The 14,524-nt window shown below is 58.8% G+C and carries 14 protein-coding genes; 11 read left to right on the top strand and 3 right to left on the bottom strand.

Going from position 1 to position 14,524, the window contains the following annotated elements:
* Positions 1–6: 6 nt before the first annotated feature.
* The 4 genes from IVB31_RS25905 to glmS all read left to right on the top strand — a co-directional run bounded on the left by IVB31_RS25905 (position 7) and on the right by glmS (position 5,655).
* A complete protein-coding gene (locus IVB31_RS25905; protein ID WP_247329493.1) occupies positions 7–1,227 on the top strand; it encodes an MFS transporter in 1,221 nt (406 codons plus the stop codon).
* Between the two features lie 28 nt (positions 1,228–1,255).
* Positions 1,256–1,474 carry an MbtH family NRPS accessory protein gene (locus IVB31_RS25900; protein ID WP_247329491.1) on the top strand — a complete coding sequence of 73 codons (219 nt, stop codon included), beginning with the start codon at positions 1,256–1,258 and terminating at the stop codon, positions 1,472–1,474.
* A gap of 10 nt (positions 1,475–1,484) precedes the next feature.
* Positions 1,485–3,557, top strand: a complete 2,073-nt coding sequence (locus IVB31_RS25895; RefSeq protein ID WP_247329489.1) for an amino acid adenylation domain-containing protein — start codon at positions 1,485–1,487, stop codon at positions 3,555–3,557.
* A 274-nt stretch (positions 3,558–3,831) separates the two neighbouring features.
* Positions 3,832–5,655 carry a glutamine--fructose-6-phosphate transaminase (isomerizing) gene (gene glmS, locus IVB31_RS25890; protein ID WP_247329487.1) on the top strand — a complete coding sequence of 608 codons (1,824 nt, stop codon included), beginning with the start codon at positions 3,832–3,834 and terminating at the stop codon, positions 5,653–5,655.
* Positions 5,656–5,678: 23 nt separating this feature from the next.
* On the opposite strand, the gene IVB31_RS25885 is transcribed toward glmS, so the two are convergent.
* Positions 5,679–5,948 carry a phosphopantetheine-binding protein gene (locus IVB31_RS25885; protein WP_247329485.1) on the bottom strand — a complete coding sequence of 90 codons (270 nt, stop codon included), beginning with the start codon at positions 5,946–5,948 and terminating at the stop codon, positions 5,679–5,681.
* Between the two features lie 89 nt (positions 5,949–6,037).
* Here IVB31_RS25885 and IVB31_RS25880 point away from each other — a divergent pair, with 89 nt between their 5' ends.
* The 7 genes from IVB31_RS25880 (at position 6,038) to IVB31_RS25850 (ending at position 11,979) form a co-directional block, all read left to right on the top strand.
* On the top strand, positions 6,038–7,261 hold the full coding sequence (locus tag IVB31_RS25880; protein WP_247329483.1) for an acyl-CoA dehydrogenase family protein: 1,224 nt from the start codon (positions 6,038–6,040) through the stop codon (positions 7,259–7,261).
* Positions 7,258–8,181: a 3-oxoacyl-[acyl-carrier-protein] synthase III C-terminal domain-containing protein gene (locus IVB31_RS25875; protein WP_247329480.1), complete on the top strand. Its 924-nt coding sequence runs from the start codon at positions 7,258–7,260 to the stop codon at positions 8,179–8,181. The genes IVB31_RS25880 and IVB31_RS25875 overlap by 4 nt, the downstream gene beginning before the upstream one ends.
* An 18-nt stretch (positions 8,182–8,199) precedes the next feature.
* Positions 8,200–9,141 (top strand): alpha/beta hydrolase, encoded by a 942-nt coding sequence (locus IVB31_RS25870; protein WP_247329476.1) that lies wholly within the window; start codon positions 8,200–8,202, stop codon positions 9,139–9,141.
* Entirely contained in the window at positions 9,138–9,386 is a 249-nt protein-coding gene (locus IVB31_RS25865) for an acyl carrier protein (RefSeq protein ID WP_247329473.1), read from the top strand. Before IVB31_RS25870 ends, IVB31_RS25865 begins: the two co-directional genes overlap by 4 nt.
* Positions 9,373–10,686, top strand: a complete 1,314-nt coding sequence (locus IVB31_RS25860) for a class I adenylate-forming enzyme family protein (protein ID WP_247329469.1) — start codon at positions 9,373–9,375, stop codon at positions 10,684–10,686. The genes IVB31_RS25865 and IVB31_RS25860 overlap by 14 nt, the downstream gene beginning before the upstream one ends.
* Positions 10,687–11,433 (top strand): SDR family oxidoreductase, encoded by a 747-nt coding sequence (locus IVB31_RS25855; RefSeq protein WP_247329467.1) that lies wholly within the window; start codon positions 10,687–10,689, stop codon positions 11,431–11,433.
* Positions 11,434–11,583: 150 nt separating this feature from the next.
* Entirely contained in the window at positions 11,584–11,979 is a 396-nt protein-coding gene (locus IVB31_RS25850) for a helix-turn-helix transcriptional regulator (RefSeq protein WP_247329465.1), read from the top strand.
* Positions 11,980–12,561: 582 nt separating this feature from the next.
* Here the strand turns inward: IVB31_RS25850 and IVB31_RS25845 are convergent.
* On the bottom strand, positions 12,562–13,101 hold the full coding sequence (locus IVB31_RS25845; RefSeq protein ID WP_247330558.1) for a histidine phosphatase family protein: 540 nt from the start codon (positions 13,099–13,101) through the stop codon (positions 12,562–12,564).
* Between the two features lie 20 nt (positions 13,102–13,121).
* Positions 13,122–14,468 (bottom strand): hypothetical protein, encoded by a 1,347-nt coding sequence (locus IVB31_RS25840; RefSeq protein ID WP_247329463.1) that lies wholly within the window; start codon positions 14,466–14,468, stop codon positions 13,122–13,124.
* Positions 14,469–14,524: the final 56 nt, after the last annotated feature.

The following is a 14,524-nucleotide window of genomic DNA, read 5'->3' as shown; positions in this document are numbered from 1 at the left end:
CAGACAATGAAACTGACGGTTGCTCGATTCGTCGGAGCGGATTTGCCCGCAAGGATCTGGATCCTCGCATTTGCGGCTCTCCTGAAATACTTGGCGATGTTCGTAGTGCCGTTCGCGGGACTCTACCTTAGGGATGAGTTGGGCGCGTCGATCGGGGAGATCGGCTGGATTGTCGCTGCGAATGCTGCGGGCACGCTGATCTCGTTTCCCGCCGCCGGATACGCGATTGATCGGTTTGGAAACTTGGCCGTCATCGTGGTCGCATGCGGGTTGGAGGCGATCTGCTTTGTTCTGTTGGGGCAGACATCCACCATCGCGCAGTTCGGCCTTGTGTTCTTCGTGTGCGGAGCGCTCACAGCCGTTTTCAGGCCCGCCTTTCAGGGCTGCCTTACCTCGGCAACCGAGCCTGCTGATCGCCCCAGGGCGTATGCACTAGGGAATTTGGTGTGGAATTTGAGCTCGGGAATGGCTTTGCTTGCTGGCGGTGTCGTTTACGCGAATGCGTCCAAGTATATTTTTCTGGCAGACGCGATTCTGAATGTTGCAGCACTATGCATTTTCGCGGGGCTTGCAACGCGGGTGGGATTGAAGGACGGCGCTCCAGCTGGCCCCAAGTCGGCACACGGCAGCTCGCCGTTGGGGAATCCAATATTCTTGGCGATCTGTCTTGCGCTGTTTCTCGTAGAAATCGTTCGCTCGCAGTCGATCTCCACCTTTCCCCTTTTCACGACTTCTATCTACGGCATCTCTCCCGCGCAGTTTGGCCTCGTGCTCGCTCTTGGCTGTCTTACGCTCGCGATTTTCATTTTACCGGTGACCACGTCATTGATGGGGTTCGACAAGCGCATTCTGGTTGCACTCGGTGCCGTCCTCATGTGCTCGGCCTACTCGTTGAGTATGTTCGGTTCCGGAGTCGTCTGGTCAGCAGTCGTCGTTATCGTCTCGTCAGCCGGCCAGATGGTCGTGCACCCGGCTGCCCTGACCCTTGCCGTCGCGGCGTCGCCCCAAGCGAGGCGAGGGACTTATCTCACGACTTACTATTCTTCGGCTGCGCTGGCTTGGTCGGTAGGTCCCGCCGCCGGCACCACGATCTATTCCGCGCTCGGTCCAAATTATCTCTGGGCTCTCTGCTCGATTCCAGGACTGCTCGTGGCCGGCATCATGATGGGAGTGGTACCGCCAATTTCGAAATTGGAACGGTCGCACGACGGCGGCACGGGCGACTGAGTCCACAAGCCACGCGAGGTCCAGGATCATGCCAGACATCCCAAGAGGTTATCTGATCGTTCGCAATTCGGCCGAACAATACTCAGTCTGGCCGGAGGAGCTTGCGCTGCCAAACGGATGGCAGCCGACGAGCAAGGCCGCGTCGCTGGACGAGTGCCTGGCGCAGGTTCGTTTGAGGTGGACCGATCTCAAGCCGGCGTGTCTTTCCAAGAAGATGGATTGCGGTTCTTCGAACGTTTTGTTCTAGGAGGTCGTCAATGGTGGCTCTTCCCTTCGATCGGACTATGACCGGAAGCACGCAGATTGACACGATGGAAGCGGTTTTCGGTGCAACTGCGGGGCGAGAGATCCGTAGCTGCGCGGCGGAGCTGGATTTGAATCTCGCGCCCCTGTTTGCGGCATTGCTCGTCGTGTTGGCGTTCCGATTGAGCGGTGAGAGGTTCGTCTCGATTGCACTCGGACATGGACGGGTTGGCGCGGTCAGGATCGGTGCAAGCGACACGGTTCAGACTTTGGCCCGGAAGATCGAGGCTGGGGACCTGGCACCTTGCCCAGCGAGCGACAATGACATCCTTTACTGCTCTGCGGCCGACACCTGTCTAGACGTTCGAATGACCCAGGCCAACTTTGCGTTGGGCGTGCGGATGGAGTGTGTCGAAGAACGTATCATGCTCCAGTTTGCGTTTCGGCCGGATATGCTGTCGATGGCAACGGTCGGACGCTGGATGCATCATCTGGAAACGCTTGCCTCCGCGTGGTCCCGAAACCCTTCTCAAGTCGTAAGTTCGTTGCCGCTACTCGACGCGGCCGAGCGGCGGCGCGCGATCTCGGACTGGAACAATACCGCGTGTCCGTACCCGAAAGAGCCGTTTCATCGACTCGTCTCCGCACAAGCTCGGCGCACACCTGATCTTCCGGCGGTCGTCTGCGAGCACGTGGTGCTGAGCTACAGTGAGCTGGAAACGCGCAGCAATCAATTGTCTCACCGACTGATCGAGCTGGGCGTCGGGCCCGAAGCCGTCGTGGGAATGTGCTTGAAACGCTCTGTCGATCTTCTCGTGGTCCTGCTCGCCATCATGAAAGCAGGTGGTGCTTATTTGCCGTTGGATCCGGCTTATCCGCGCGACCGGCTCGGCTTCATCGTTCGCGACGCCCGTCCCCAAATCGTGGTCACGAAAGTGGAGCACGCTTCGTTGTTTCGGAACGCCTCGGTTCCTCTTCTTGTCCTGGATGAGGAGCAGGAGCAGCTTTCGCGCAGGCCCAATGACGCACCGCACGTTGAGCTAGATTCTGATAATCTTGCCTATGTCATCTACACGTCCGGATCGACAGGGAAGCCGAAGGGCGTTTTGATCTGCCACCGGGGGCTCAGTAACCTTGTGGGGGTTGTCCAAAAGGGCTTCGATGTCAGGGCAGGCGATCGTGCCCTACTCTATCACAGCATGAGTTTCGATTTTTCCGTCTGGGAAATCGCCATGGCTCTTCCGTTCGGGGCGTCGCTCCACGTCACGAAAGACAACTTCTCTGCGTTCGAGCTTGCCGCTTTCATGTCGCGTTCGAGAATCAACGTGGCATCGCTGACATCCTCGGCGCTGCAGTTTCTTGATGGCGTGGATCTGCCGGATCTGCGGATCCTGACCACCGGTGCAGAAGCATGCGCCGAGGATTTGGCCTCGTACTGGGCGGCTCGCTGCGAGTTCTATCACGGCTATGGTCCGACCGAGGTCACCACCGGGTGTGCCTATCACCGATATCAGGCGGGCGCTGTGACAATCGGCAGGCCGATGCAGAATTTACAGGTGTATGTGCTCGACGAGAACATGGAGCCCGTACCAGTTGGGGTCATCGGCGAGATCTATATCGGTGGAGTCGGGCTCGCGCGAGGCTATCTTGGGCGGGGGGATCTGACCGCCGCACGCTTTGTTCCCAATCCATTCGGGAAGGGCGACCGGCTCTACAGAAGCGGAGACATGGGACGTTGGTTGCCGGATGGCGCGCTGGCTTTTGCGGGCCGTGCCGATCAGCAGGTCAAGATTGGCGGCTATCGTGTCGAGATCGCTGAAGTCGAGGCTGCCCTCGCGCGGCTGGAGACGATTCGACAGGTCGCCGTAGTCGCGGTGAGCGACGCCGCAGGCGCGCAATGGTTAATTGCCTATGCCGTTATCGAGGGGGAACGATCTCGCACCAGCGACGACCTGCGAAAGGCTTCACGCGAGTTTCTGCCGCCCTACATGATCCCGTCCCGCTTCGTCGCCGTCAACTGCCTTCCAACAACTGCCAGTGGCAAGCTTGATCGAAACGCTCTAAAGATGCTAGAGTACGTTGATTGATCTCGCTTTCGAGAGTCCTGTGAATGCAACATTCGCTCCTGGACCTGCAAACTCTGCTCGTGCGCTTGTGGGAGGAAGAACTCCCGATTAGGTCCGTACACTTGGATCACAACTTCTTCGAACTTGGCGGAACATCGATCGGGGCTATGCGCGTCGTGGCGCGGCTCAAGGGAGACTTTGGGTATCGCATTTCTCCAATGGCAGTCTACGAAAATGGCACTCCCCGACTAATGGCGGAGCATCTCCTTCAAATCTCCGCCCAGTGAGCCTTGAGATGTGTGGCATTGTAGGTGGCATAGTTGACTCCAACATCGTACCGACCCTGCTGCAGGGATTGCTCCGGCTTGAATATCGCGGCTACGACTCTTGCGGTCTGTCGATAAGCGGCGAATCCGGACTGCGGCGCCTGCGAAGTATCTCGCGCGTTAAGGATCTCGCCGAGAATGCCCGCGATCTGAAGAGCCGATCCGGGCTTGCTCATGTCCGGTGGGCATCGCATGGTCGTCCGACTATCGCGAACGCGCACCCGCATTTCTCGCCTACCGCTGGTGAACCGCTTATCTCGGTAGTGCACAACGGAATCATCGAGAACTACATCGAGTTGCGTGCGCGCCTGATCGCGTCGGGCGTTTCATTTGCTTCGGAAACGGACACCGAAGTGATTGCTCATCTGGTCGCCGATCTTTACCGGGGCGATCTGCTGAGTGCGGTGCGCGAAGCGATCGCCTCGATGCGAGGCTCATTTGCGATCGCGGTGATGTCCTCGCGTGATCCTGATCGGGTCGTAGGCGCGCGTGCCGGCTCGCCCCTGCTGGTTGGACGCGCGGCAGGTAAGAGCGGTTATCTGGTGGCCTCCGACGTCTTGGCGCTCGCAGGCGTGGCGGGCGAGGCGGCTTATCTGGAGGAAGGAGATGTATTTGCGTTCTCGCGTGACGATGTCTTTATCCTCTCCGCCGAAGGCAAAGCGGTCGAGCGCCACTGGTTTGCAGTTTCGTCAAGCGTGTCGACGCCGGAACTCGGGCCGTTCCAGCACTTCATGCAGAAGGAGATATTTGAGCAACCGAACGCGTTGGCTGACACGATCGACGGAGTACAGGCCGATCTTGTCACCGCGCAACGCGGCGAGTGGGATTTTGGGGACGTCGACAGCGTCCTGTTATTGGCCTGCGGGACGAGTTTCCATGCTGCAAAAATAGCTGCCCAGTGGATCGAGACACACTGCGGGATCGTTGCGAACGCCGAGATCGCAAGCGAGTACAAGTACCGTGTGAGCGTACCCGGCCCTAACCGCCTCGTCGTAACTGTCTCGCAGTCTGGTGAAACAATAGACACTCTCACGGCTCTTCGGCACGCCAAGCGACTAGGAATGACGCGGTCAATCGCGATCTGCAACGTAGGTACGAGCGCCCTCGTCAGGGAATCAGATCGACACCTGTTAACCCGGGCAGGCCTAGAAGTCGGTGTTGCCTCGACCAAGGCCTTCACCTGCCAACTTGCGGCTCTATTCGCGTTGACTCTGGCGATTGGCCGTGCGCAAGGCAGACTTTCCGAGGAGATGGAACGAGACCATCTCACCCAGTTGCAAGGGCTGCCCGACAAGGTATCCGCCGCATTGGCTTTGGAGCCGACAATCATATCGTGGGCACAGGCTCTCCAGCGTCGCGAGCACGTTCTCTTTCTGGGCCGCGGCATTCACTATGCCGTGGCGATGGAGGGAGCACTCAAGATGAAGGAAGTCTCCTACATTCACGCCGATGCATATCCGGCCGGTGAGCTAAAGCACGGACCGCTCGCTCTCGTGACGCCAGAGGTTCCGATCGTAGCGACGGCGCCGAATGATGAACTTTTCGAGAAGTTGTACTCAAATCTGCAGGAGGTTCGGGCACGGCGCGGTTTCGTCTATCTGTTGGTTGATAGCGATCTTAGTCTGGAGTCGGATGATGACCTGCGCATCCTGCCGGTTCCTCTCCAGCGCGGTCCGCTGGCGGCGATCCTGCATACGATCCCACTCCAACTGCTAGCGTATCACATCGCCTGTTTGCGTCAGACAGATGTCGACAAGCCCAGAAACTTGGCGAAGTCCCTGACTGTAGAATAGCGATCTCGCAGTCTTCCCGGACTCTATCGCAGGCCAGACGCCTTTCTAACGGCTGCTTCGCCGATCTCGATGACGTCGCCGATCGTTGCTGGCCGGCCTATCGCCAAATCCTCAAGGTTGATATGCAGCTTCTCTTCCAACGCGAGGAAGAGATGGATGAGAGCTGTCGAGTCGATGCCAAGCAGGTCCAACGGCATTTGCGCATCGGCTTCGACCACTGACCGCGCGAGTTCGGGGTTCGCGCATCGCTTGATCTCCGACCAGACGATCGCCGACACCTGATGCTTGTCCATGAGCGGTATTCCGTATTTTGCCGACTCCACTTTATGGTTGTAATTTATCAACTATTCGCCTAGAGTGCAATCACCAAACGGAGATTTCGATGATGGATGCTGATGCAGCGACCGACACTCCTCGGCTCGACGCAATCAGGCGGCGCGCGCTCGCCGCAGCGGAGGTCGCTGCAAGGTTCGCGGATGATGTCGATCGAAACGCACGCTTCCCCTCTGAGGCCATGGAGGTGCTGAAACAGCAGCGCCTCCTCAGCGTACTTGTTCCAGCGAGTTTGGATGGTTACGAGGCTTCGATATCCGAGGTCGCGACAGTTTGTCGGATATTGGGGCGGACCTGCGCATCAACCGCCATGGTGTATGCGATGCATCAACTCGTGGTGGCATCACTCGTGGCTCATGCCTCGCAATCGAAATGGCATCTGGCATTGCTGCGCCGCGTGGCCGAAGAGCAGTTGCTGTTCGCTTCGGCGACCACGGAGGGCGGCGTGGGGGGTGATATTCGAAGAAGCATTTGCGGCCTTGAGTACCAGGACGGCCGGTTCATCTTGGCCAAGAATGCGCCGGTCATATCATACGGCGAATACGCCGACGCTATACTGGTTACTGCTCGACGCACCTCGACATCGGCGCCGTCTGACCAAGTCGCCGTCGTTGTGACCCGAGATAGCTATTCGCTGGAGCCGCTGTCCAATTGGGACACGCTGGGAATGAGAGGCACCTGTAGCCGCGGATTTCAACTGCACGCGTCGGGTGCGGAAGAACAAATACTTCCCGGTCGTTATGGTGAGTTGCTCGCGAAATCGGGGATGCCTCTGGCACACGTATTGTGGGGAAGTGTCTGGTTCGGAATCGCAACGGACGCGCTAGAGCGAGCCAGATCATTTGTGAAGTCGGAGGCGAAGAAGAAGCCGAACGAGACCTCGCCAGGGGCAGTGCTGCTGGCCAGAGCCATCGGTGACCTGGGGCTCATTAATTCTGAGCTCGAAACGGCGCTTAAGCGCTACGCACTTGCGAGCGAGCGGGGCTCTCACGCCTCAGGTGGCTTCGCGATTCTCATGAATGGCTTGAAGGTCAACATTTCGCAAACGGCGACTTCGGTCGTCGGTGCTGCGCTCGAGATCTGCGGGCTGGCAGGATACCGGAACGACAGCGTCTATAGTATCAACCGGCACCTACGCGATATTCTGTCGGCTCCTCTGATGATCCATAACGATCGGATTCTGTTGAGCACGGCGAGCGCGCTGTTGATGCACCCGATCGGTGACGATCTTTTCGGAGAGTGGGCCAGTTGGTCCGAGTCAGGAGCGACATGAGCCCAAGTTACCTGACCGGCCTCGCCTACAAAGTCGGCGAAATCAGGTCGCTCGACGAATTGCCCGACTTGGCCGATCAGGAAAGGTCTGCCTGGAAGGCGCGCGGTTTCCGTTCCATCTGCATCAATACGCGGTCGCTCCGCGAGATCTGCGTGAGTGCAGCAGAGGGGACGTTGCGGCGTTGTGCAATCCGGCCATCACAAGTCGGGGCAATCGTCATGGCGAATTCGAGCGCCTCATCTACGCTCGCCCAGGATACCGATCTGGTGGCTGGGCTCTCCTCCTTGGGATTTGGGCCCGCGAGGATATTTGGGCTTGGAATGCAGGCTTGTAGCGTGGCCAGCGGCGCCTTGCAGCTGGCGTCGTGCCTTCTGGCCGATGAGACTATCAAGAACGTCCTGGTGATTGTCTTCGGCCAGGCGAACGACGTCAGAGAACGGTTTGGCCAGGCGACGCTGTTCAGCGATGGAGCCGTCGCTTGCGTCGTATCCTCAGATAGGGGCCCCTTCGAAGTGGTCGTCAACGCTACGACGACCGACGTGGCGCTAGCGGCTGCATCGGCGGCCAATCCGAATTCAGTCGCTCGGAGCTACAGGAATGTCTGCAGTACGCTCAAGTCGGTGCTTGAGCGCAGCGGTGTCTCGGCTGGAGAGATCCGCGAGGTATTCGCAGGTAATACCAACCAAGGTTCACTCCAACTGATCGCCGAGGCTGCAGGAGTGACCTTGCCGGTCGTGTATCGGGATGGGCTCCCGCGGTTCGGCCATGTGTTCGCATGCGACGGTTTGATTGGGCTACATGATTATGTTGACGCAAACGAAGCGGAGGAAGGTGATTGTTTTCTCCTTGTGGGATGGTCGTCGCATGTCGTCGGCGCAACGGTCCTTCGCTGGGTCGCGGCAGGAACTTCAGATAGGTGAGGCGTGACGAGGCCGAACGTGTTGAAGAAGGGCGCGAATAGCGCTGTCGAACCGGATACAGAGTATTCCCTGCGCTGCTGGACGCCCGACGGCCTGCGGACGATCATCTACACGGATACCGATCCGCAGCCGGCAGCCGGGAAGCCGACTCTGATCTGCGTCCCGGGCGTGGCGCGAAATCATCGTGACTTCCGGTATCTTGCTCTCAAGGCCAGGGACAGCTTTCGAGTAGTGAGCGTGAGCCTGCTCGGCGTCGGGGCCAGCGATCGTTTGTCGTCAAAGACACAGTATCAGGCCGGCGGTCTGGACCTTCATATCAACTGCATCGTGAACCTTCTTTCACGTCTTGGGCTCGAAAAAGTCGCCTTTCTTGGCACCTCGCTGGGAGGGATCGTCGGCATGACGCTAGCGGCACAGAGTCCATCCCCTATCGCGGCTCTCGTTCTCAACGATATTGGGGCGTTCGTTCCTAAAGAGAACTTTGTAGGCTTCAACGAGAGGCTTGCCACAGAGATCAAGTTCACCGACCTCGGCCGCGCCGAGACCTACTTCAAGATCGCTTTTCGGGAGGTCGGGCGCCTCTCGCCGGAACAATGGCGGCAATTCACCTTGGACAGTCTCGATGGCTGGTCCGATGGGGGGTACCGGCTGGCGTTCGATGCCGGGATTGCGCAACAATATATTGGGCGAGAGGTGTGCGACCTTGAGCTCTGGGCAGTATGGGCGCGCGTGCAATGTCCTGCATTGATAGTGCGGGGAGAGCGATCGCGGTTCGTGAGGGCGGAGACTATCACGGAGATGAGAGCCATGAATCCACTGTGCGCAAGCATCACCTTGGCCGATTGTGGTCACTTCCCGCATCTAAGATCCGAAGAGCATGTCGTTCCGATTCTCGCGTGGCTGCGGGGGCGGGCAGAACTTCGGGAAGAGGATCAACTTGGTGTCGGAGGAATGGCATGACGTTTGATGCGGTCGTTACCATCATCAAGCGCTCGGTGATCGATGTGGTCCACGCCAAGGGCCTTCGGCCGCCGGAACTGGATGCCTCGACGGATCTAATGGCTGGTGATTTCGGTCTGGATTCTCTCGACCTTGCGACTGTCATTATCGCGATTGAAGCCGAAACAGGCATCGATCCTTTCAAGAGCGGCTTCCGGGAGTTCAGCAGCCTGGGCGAACTGGCGGGCTTTTATGTCGAAGCCTAATCAGCAGAACACAGGCCATGCGCTATTTCAGCGCGGCTTCGCGGTGAACGTCGACGGTTCGCTGCATTCTAGGCTCGAGCTGATCGAGAGGAGCGACGTACTGGCTGCTCGGCTGATCGAGGCTGGAATTGGGCGGATTGCACTCGATGGAAGAAACTTGAGCGCGGTAACCACGTCCCTGGGCGCGGCCTTGTCAGCGGGATGCGAGGTCGTGCTGCTGCGAAACGAGCGAGCCTCCGACCTGACTCTCCGCGAGCTCGCCGTGGAGGCTTTCGTAGCGCCCGACGGATCGATTATGCAGACTGACCGGGCGACGGGCTCGCGGGAACCATCGATGCTGATCCCGACCTCTGGTACCACAGGGCCTCCGAAATGGGCGCGCCATGCACTGAGCTCAATGATTGAATCGACCGCGGTACGAACGGCCTCGCTGGTCGGACAACGGTTTCTGCTGACTTTTCATGGCGCGTCCTTTGCCGGGCTTCAGGTTTTGCTGTCGGCTGCATCCGCCGGAGGTGAGATTTGCGGCCTAGCGTCTCCTGGTATGGAGAGGCTGGCGAAGCTAGCTCTCGAATATCCGCCCACCGTGGTCAGCGGAACACCGAGCTTTTGGCGGAACTTTCTCCTGACCATGGGCAACAGAGCGTCGTCCTTGCCTATTCGCTATATCACGTTGGGAGGAGAGATCGTTGATCAGGCCATACTTGATCTGCTCAGGAAGAAGTTTCCCCACGCGAAGATGAAGCACGTGTATGCGAGCACCGAGACTGGGCCGCTGGCTCACGTCGAGGACGGCCTGGCCGGATTGCCGGCGGAGTGGCTGCACAGGGATGACCTCGGATTCCAGCTTGCGATACGACAAGGGTGTCTCTGTGTCAGAAGCAAGCACCTTATGACAGGATACGCCAACGGAAGAGGCGATCGCGATCGGTTCGACCAAGACGGATATTTCTCCACCGGCGACAAGGTCAAGGTGAACGGCGACAGGATCGTCTTCGAGGGCCGCGCCGACGCGATCATCAACGTGGGAGGAGCCAAGGTCAGTCCGGAAGAACTTGAGCACAGCTTAGTGGCGATGCCCGGGGTGGTCGATGTCATCGTCTACGGATTGCCAAATCCGGTGACTGGCTTCGTGGTGGCCGCCGATGTCGTTCTGGACGGGAACACCGATCCCACCTCGTTTAAAACTAACGCGCTTTCGGCTCTTGGCGCGCGATTCGACCGGTACAAGATTCCGAGGCGCTTTCGGATAGTGGAGTCGCTGCACAGGACCGAGGCGGGGAAGCTGGAGAGGCGTTGAATGCAAACATCCGGAAAGATGGTCCTTGTGACCGGCGGGAGCCGCGGTCTCGGATTAGGCATCGTGCGGGACCTACTGGAGTGCGGATATGTCGTTGGCACTTGCAGCAGGCGACGCTCGCGCGAGTTGGAGGATCTGGAGCGGCGATTCACTCCCGCACGTTTTGCCTGGTTCGCATGCGAGATCGGTGACGCCGAGTCCGAAGCCTCCACCGTGGCGCAGTTCACCAATTGGACAACCGACGCGCGGCCTTACGCGTTGATCAATAACGCCGGCATAGCCGTTGAAGGTGTGCTCGCGACGTTTCCAGCAATCGAGATCGAGAGGGTTGTCGGCGTCAACCTGGTTGGTGCACTGCGCCTCGCGCGGCTCATGCTACGCACGCTACTGCGCGAGCGGTCGGGAGGCAGGCTGATCAATATATCTTCCATCATTGGCTCTCGCGGCTATTCAGGACTGGCCGCGTACTCTGCGACGAAGGCTGGGCTGGACGGCGCTACCAGATCTCTGGCGCGCGAAGTCGGAAGGAGACTGATCACCGTCAATTCGATTGCTCCGGGCTACCTTACGACCGAGATGTCCCGGCCATTGTCGCCTACGCAGCGAACTCAGATCGAACGCCGCACGCCTCTCGGAAGGCTTGGCAAGGTCGAGGACGTCACCCCGGTCGTGAGATTTTTATTGTCCGACAACGCGCAATTCATTACCGGACAGACGATTGTCGTCGACGGCGGAATTACCAGCTGAACGGCTGGCCCGAATTCAGGGGTTGAGGCGACCCGCCTTGTGAACAGAGTACGGCACACACGTGCAAGTGCTTTGGCCAAAAGCCACAATATGATTATTGTTTATTGCTCAAAATGATTCGTTCAGAGGCCCGGCAGGGTCATTGCGCCAATGCGGACAGCTATTCGCCCTACCAAAAGCCGGAGTACCCCGTTCGACGCCGAGATCGGGGAGCGGATTCGCGCGCAACGGCTCTCTCGCGGACTGTCGCAGGAAGAACTCGCGGGACGGCTGGGTATAACCTTTCAACAATTGCAGAAGTACGAGAAAGGCGCTAACCGGCTGAGCGCCGGAAGGCTTCGGGATATTGCGGGGGCCCTTCGGATTCCCATGGTGAGCCTCTATGGCCCTGACAGTTTTGTAATCGGCCGCGCGGGCGATGCGCAGGGAGTTCAGCAATTCATCACGAGTTCACGGGCTATTAAACTGCTCAAACAGTTCTCGAAGTTGAACGCGTCGGATCAGAATCTCATTGTCGATCTTTGCGAGCGGCTTGCGAATAGATAGAAGGCTGCGATGCCTTGCTTCGCCGCCTCATGGAAGCCCTTGCGTTCCGCCGTCTCCCTTTCATTTCGGTGTTTAGCTGTATCTGCTGGCTCTCAATTAGGAATGAGAGGCTGCTAAGCTCGTCCTCGTCGATCCTGTATTGGTGGGACAGGAGCTCCAAGCGCGCCATGTCAAGAAGATCGGCGACAAACTCCAGGGATCGGCCTCGTGCCCAGTCGATGCGACTGTCAAGTTCCTGAACCACTCGCTGCACATCGTCGGCGTCAGGGTTACTCATCGGCACCGCCTCTTTTCGATCTAAACTACACCTGTCATACTTATACTACTTAAAATCGTCGTCCAAATCTCTGACGAAATTATGTCGCAGGACCATATGTGCTGCTTCAATGGGGCTGGAACCTGCGACGAAACGTGGCTGGAATGGACCACACGCTCTCTCCTCTGTCGTGAAGCGTGGTGGCATGAGGATTGGTCGGGCAGCATGGGGATGGGCGTAATCGCAATTGGCAGACTGCGCCGGATGAGCCTGGGCTACAGCGACTTTATGGCGATTATGGACGCAGCTGGCGTACGCTAGGTCATTCACACCCCCTGTTCGAGTGTTACCAGGGCGCAGAAGCCGAACGCGATGTCTGTGGCCATGCCACCGAGCAGATGGTGGCGCATCGCTGAAAGAAAGATGGCGTGGCTGACAAGGACCACCTCGTCGAATAGCTCCGCGTCGGCGGCCACTTGCCTGACGCGGACGAACAGATCGCTGATCGCTTCGCCGCCGACGGATCTGAAATCCAGCACGCTGTTGCGCCCCGGAGCGGGCGAGCACAATTCCGGATAGAGACGCGCGGCTTCTAGCACGCTAAGGCCTTCGATCCTTCCGTAGTCGATTTCCATTGCATTGCTGGTCATCCGGATGTTGGCCCGGGGAAACGCCAGCGCGGCGGTCTCACTGGCCCGCCGTGCCGCACTCGCGAAGACCTGCACGTCCTGGAGTTCAGGCACGGATTGTCCGAGTTGCACAGCTTGCATGCGGCCTTCTGCAGATAGCGGGGGGTCCGTTCGTCCGATGTAGCGGGCCGGATTTGGGCAATAGCCCTCATACCCGGCGTGTCGAATGAGATGCATCCGCGGCATGAGGGGTGGACCTATTTCATTGAGAAAGGAGCGACTCTATCGCCATGCAGGAGATTGACGGTGAATTCGAGCTCGTCGGTCAGGACTCTCGCGCGCAACCGGGGCGATTTGCCGTAAAGCGTATCCCTGATCTGGGTCGCAATGAGATCCGCGCGTTCCTTGTGGAGCCAGGGCGCATATCGCAGGCCGACATCGATGCGGATCTTGTCGATGAGGCCGTGGCCATCCTTATGAACATCCAAACTATAATGGAGCTTGCCTGCAAACTCCATCGCCGCGTCCGATGCAAGGCCTGCGAAGCGTGGCGTCGCAGCGACGTCGGGAAGGGATTCAAGGACATCGTGCAGATCTGCGGAGAGCACCAGCGGACTCACGGTGCCGCACCTGGTCTCGATTGCTGACCGCCTCTCCCGGCCGAGCAGGCGCATCGCAAAATCGTCGCTGGCGCTCGTTCCCGCGACGATCTCGGCGAGATCGCCCGTGTAGTATCGGACCATCGGCATCATCTGTGAAAACGGGAACAGGCTCGTGAGCACCAGTACACCAATTCCCGCAGCGACCGGCTCGAGCGTCTCCGGATTTATCAATTCCGGTATGGTCTCCACGTCGAAGACCCAGGGACCGCCGGGATAGGCCTGGACTGCGCCTCCGAATATCTCCGGCAAGCTGTAGCGATCAATCACCGTCGCGTTCCACAGGCCGCCGAGCAACAACTTAGTGCGGGCCGAAGTATATCCGCCCGTCAATATCAGCGTCTTGACCGAGAAACACGAGGGATCGATGCCTTCGTCCATCAGGAAGGCCGTCAGTGCGCGGATCAGAATATCGCCGCCGACGATGGCGGAGACACGTTCCTCAACCCCAGGAAACCGATACGTGCTCTCGAGCAGGTTCCTTGCCTGAACCGCCTGGGTGCGATCATACACCCCTGCGCTAAGAACATACGCAACGCCCGGAATCGGAGTTCCTGCGCCATGATAGGCGCTGGTCAACGTCAAGTGAAGCGGGCGCTTGGAGCGCGTAAGCGCCGGATTCTCCATGGCACGCGCATTGTAGAACTCACTGATAAATGCTGCTTCCGCGTAGCTGCGAAAGAGTGGAAGGAACGTACCGGTTGTGCCTGTCGTATACTGCACATAGGCAGGTGGGCCGGCATCGCAAAGGAAGTCGGAGTGCTCGGCGACAATCTCGTCCCGACGCAAGATCGGCAGCCGCTGCAGATCGCAGAGGCCGCCGAATTGGGAAATGGCTGAGAATCTCCTGCGGTAGAATGCGGAGTGCTCAACACACCATCGAAACGTGTCGCGCAAAAGCGCGTCACGAAAGTTCGAAATAGAAGAGCATTGACCGTCGCTCACTCAAGCACCGTGAGAGTAGTCCGGCGGGCACAGCTCCGGCAATTCGGCTGGGAGAG

It is taken from the genome of Bradyrhizobium sp. 21 (genome assembly GCF_023073335.1).
In the GTDB taxonomy this organism is placed as follows: domain Bacteria; phylum Pseudomonadota; class Alphaproteobacteria; order Rhizobiales; family Xanthobacteraceae; genus Bradyrhizobium.
The sequence above is the reverse complement of the archived record's forward strand: the minus strand, read 5'-3'. Positions and strand labels throughout refer to the sequence as shown.

What these genes read in the sequence shown, in the direction of transcription:
- IVB31_RS25905 (WP_247329493.1), top strand. Translation starts at nt 7, where the DNA reads ATGAAACTGACGGTTGCTCGATTCGTCGGAGCGGATTTGCCCGCAAGG.
- IVB31_RS25900 (WP_247329491.1), top strand. Translation starts at nt 1,256, where the DNA reads ATGCCAGACATCCCAAGAGGTTATCTGATCGTTCGCAATTCGGCCGAA.
- IVB31_RS25895 (WP_247329489.1), top strand. Translation starts at nt 1,485, where the DNA reads ATGGTGGCTCTTCCCTTCGATCGGACTATGACCGGAAGCACGCAGATT.
- glmS (WP_247329487.1), top strand. Translation starts at nt 3,832, where the DNA reads ATGTGTGGCATTGTAGGTGGCATAGTTGACTCCAACATCGTACCGACC.
- IVB31_RS25885 (WP_247329485.1), bottom strand. Translation starts at nt 5,948, where the DNA reads ATGGACAAGCATCAGGTGTCGGCGATCGTCTGGTCGGAGATCAAGCGA.
- IVB31_RS25880 (WP_247329483.1), top strand. Translation starts at nt 6,038, where the DNA reads ATGATGGATGCTGATGCAGCGACCGACACTCCTCGGCTCGACGCAATC.
- IVB31_RS25875 (WP_247329480.1), top strand. Translation starts at nt 7,258, where the DNA reads ATGAGCCCAAGTTACCTGACCGGCCTCGCCTACAAAGTCGGCGAAATC.
- IVB31_RS25865 (WP_247329473.1), top strand. Translation starts at nt 9,138, where the DNA reads ATGACGTTTGATGCGGTCGTTACCATCATCAAGCGCTCGGTGATCGAT.
- IVB31_RS25860 (WP_247329469.1), top strand. Translation starts at nt 9,373, where the DNA reads ATGTCGAAGCCTAATCAGCAGAACACAGGCCATGCGCTATTTCAGCGC.
- IVB31_RS25855 (WP_247329467.1), top strand. Translation starts at nt 10,687, where the DNA reads ATGCAAACATCCGGAAAGATGGTCCTTGTGACCGGCGGGAGCCGCGGT.
- IVB31_RS25850 (WP_247329465.1), top strand. Translation starts at nt 11,584, where the DNA reads ATGCGGACAGCTATTCGCCCTACCAAAAGCCGGAGTACCCCGTTCGAC.
- IVB31_RS25845 (WP_247330558.1), bottom strand. Translation starts at nt 13,101, where the DNA reads ATGCATCTCATTCGACACGCCGGGTATGAGGGCTATTGCCCAAATCCG.